Annotated in this window: 2 protein-coding genes; one reads left to right on the top strand and one right to left on the bottom strand. The window is 37.3% G+C overall.

The genetic code is table 11. The annotated features are described in order from the left end of the window. The first annotated feature begins 314 nt into the window (after positions 1–314). Positions 315–842, top strand: coding sequence for a fimbrial protein (locus G337_RS27915; RefSeq protein WP_051303417.1), 528 nt, complete (start codon positions 315–317; stop codon positions 840–842). A 168-nt stretch (positions 843–1010) separates the two neighbouring features. On the opposite strand, the gene G337_RS26805 is transcribed toward G337_RS27915, so the two are convergent. Further along, positions 1011–2078 (bottom strand): DNA-binding protein, encoded by a 1068-nt coding sequence (locus G337_RS26805; RefSeq protein ID WP_051303416.1) that lies wholly within the window; start codon positions 2076–2078, stop codon positions 1011–1013. Positions 2079–2407 lie beyond the last annotated feature (329 nt).

Here is a 2407-nt window from a genome sequence, read left to right as displayed (position 1 = left end):
AAGCCTAACATTACAGCTAAGCGTGTCTATGTATCATCTACTTATCAATATTTACTGTGAAGATTATTCCGGCGTATTCAAGATGCGACAGAACCAAAAAACAACGTGAACGTAATCTTGAATTGTGTCAAAGTGTAAAGAGCCTAATAAACTTCACCTTGACCTATCAATAAAACACTCTAATAATTAAGATCAATAACTTTATTTAAATTTCAGTTAAACATGTCAAGCTCTGATGTTGTCACCCCAAGGATGGGGGCAAAAAACATCTCCTTGATTTATTTATAAATCATTTAATTAGAGATGAAGATAATATGAAACTTTTACCTGTTATACACTTATTATTTGCGATGTCATTGTCTTTTACTTCATACACTATGGCTGCAGGCGGACAAATAAATTTTACCGGTACCTTAGAAGAATCTCAATGCACTCCAATTGATTCAACCATTATCGTGAGCTTAGGCCGCATCGGGGTCGATACTTTCACTGGTCTAGCAAGTACTTCTGAAAAACGCGCCTTCGATATAGCACTAAAAGATTGTACAAGCAACGGTGGTAGCTTAAAGGTGAGCGTGACATTCACAGGAAGTGACGGTAACACTAATGATTATCTTGATATCCCCACAGGACTTGGTAATGCAACGGGCGTCGAAATTGTTTTATACGATGCTGATCAAGGAGTGCTTCCCTTAAGACAAGAATCTGACCAAGTAATAGTATCCGAGGCAGGTGGCAATCTTACTTTATCATTTTTTGCCGGATATCGACAAACTTCTGTGGAGCAGGTTACTCCAGGTCGGGCCAATGGTATAGTTGCATTCACATTAACCTTTCTTTAAGCAAAATTATTTAAACAAGGAACTGGCAGATTATCTGATAAGCCAGGGAGTTGATAAGGGGGGCTGGGCTCTTTTGCGGGTTCTGTCGCATCTTCGGAAAAAGGCTGAATGCTCTGCTCTAATGCAAGAGCAACAGAACTTCACGACTATAGGATGGAACTTAAAAGCCTATTCTTTCTTATCGGCTTCCTTAGTAAGTTCACTTACCTGCTTAATTAAAGCAACCTTTTCAGTTTCTAATGTATCTTGATGCATTTCTAGCTGCAGTATTAATTTTTCGTTGTTAGTTATTGATAAGTTCAGATTACGTACTTGTTCATCATGCACAGTCTTTAATTTGGCATTTGCAGTTGTTGAGCTGTTTAATTGCTCTTTAGTGTTAGCCAGTGACGTATTTAAGTTATTTAGGTCTAAGCGCAAGTCTTTAAGTTCATCATTCAGCACAATGCGTTCTTCAGCTAATTCATTAAGTCGCGTCTGATTTTTTTGTTGCGCAGTTTCATAATTAGTAATTAATTGCTGGTGGCCTGAAACCGTTGCTTCTAGCCCTGCAATTGATTTACTCAGATCGGCCTTATCAATGTTCAATGCTTTATTTTCATTTTGAAGAATACTGTTTTGCTCTTTTACTTCAGCTACAAATTCAGCGTTGCCCTCCAACTTTAATTCAGCTTTAGCAATTTCGGTTCTTAATAACTCATTGCTTTTACTAAGCTCGGTATTTTTATCTGTTTCAGTTAAGAGCTGTTGACGTAACTCGGTACTCAATGTTTCATGTGTTGATTTTGCCGTTGCCAATTCCGCTTTTGTATTTGCCTGGACTTTTAATAATTCAGCTTCAAGTTCTTTGATTATTTTAGTGTTCTGATCAAGTACAGCGTTTTGCTTAAATAATTTTTCTTCTGAACGAGCCAAGTCTTCGATAGCCATATCTTTTTGCTCAGTCGCATCACTCGCTATTTCTTTGTAACGTTGCTCGGCCTCAACAGAAAAGCGGGTAATCTCTTTCATAAACGACTGCGTAAAGTCTGAGGAAAACCCTAGTCGGTCATAAAGCGATGTTTGATTAGCACTCTGCTCTTTTTTCCAGGTCGAGAAATATTTATGAACAGTGCTGGTACTGCTTACATTAGGCAACATTGATAAAACAAGGCGAACAGAGGGTTTAGTACCTTTAACATAAAGTTCGTTACAAATTTCATTTACGCGATCTTGGATTGTGTCTTTGTCGTTCATGTTTATTGCCCTTGATATTCTGAGTGTTCAAATTATACATGAACAACTAGAAAATTGCGAACGAACAAAAGAAACGAACGAACAGTGTTCGTTTGTTCGCTGGTGATTATGGCAAAAATAAATGGCTGTAGAAAATATAAAACGAAATGTCATGCCTGGATGTTAAATAAAACAATGACTTTAAAAAACTAATTTATACTGGTCAGCTTATTTCCAGCTTTAAGTGGTAAAAAACACCGTCTTCAGACGGTGCATTTGATTTTAAATATTTTGATTTTGCGTGCACATGAGGTGCGCTCTTGATGACTTTAGTCATCTGCACCGAAATA

The organism is Psychromonas aquimarina ATCC BAA-1526, from assembly GCF_000428725.1.
GTDB classification, from domain to species: domain Bacteria; phylum Pseudomonadota; class Gammaproteobacteria; order Enterobacterales; family Psychromonadaceae; genus Psychromonas; species Psychromonas aquimarina.
This window is presented reverse-complemented; position numbering and strand designations above follow the sequence as displayed.

Bases quoted from the DNA above. Each gene is read 5' to 3' on its own strand.
- G337_RS27915 (WP_051303417.1), top strand. From the start codon at position 315: ATGAAACTTTTACCTGTTATACACTTATTATTTGCGATGTCATTGTCT.
- G337_RS26805 (WP_051303416.1), bottom strand. From the start codon at position 2,078: ATGAACGACAAAGACACAATCCAAGATCGCGTAAATGAAATTTGTAAC.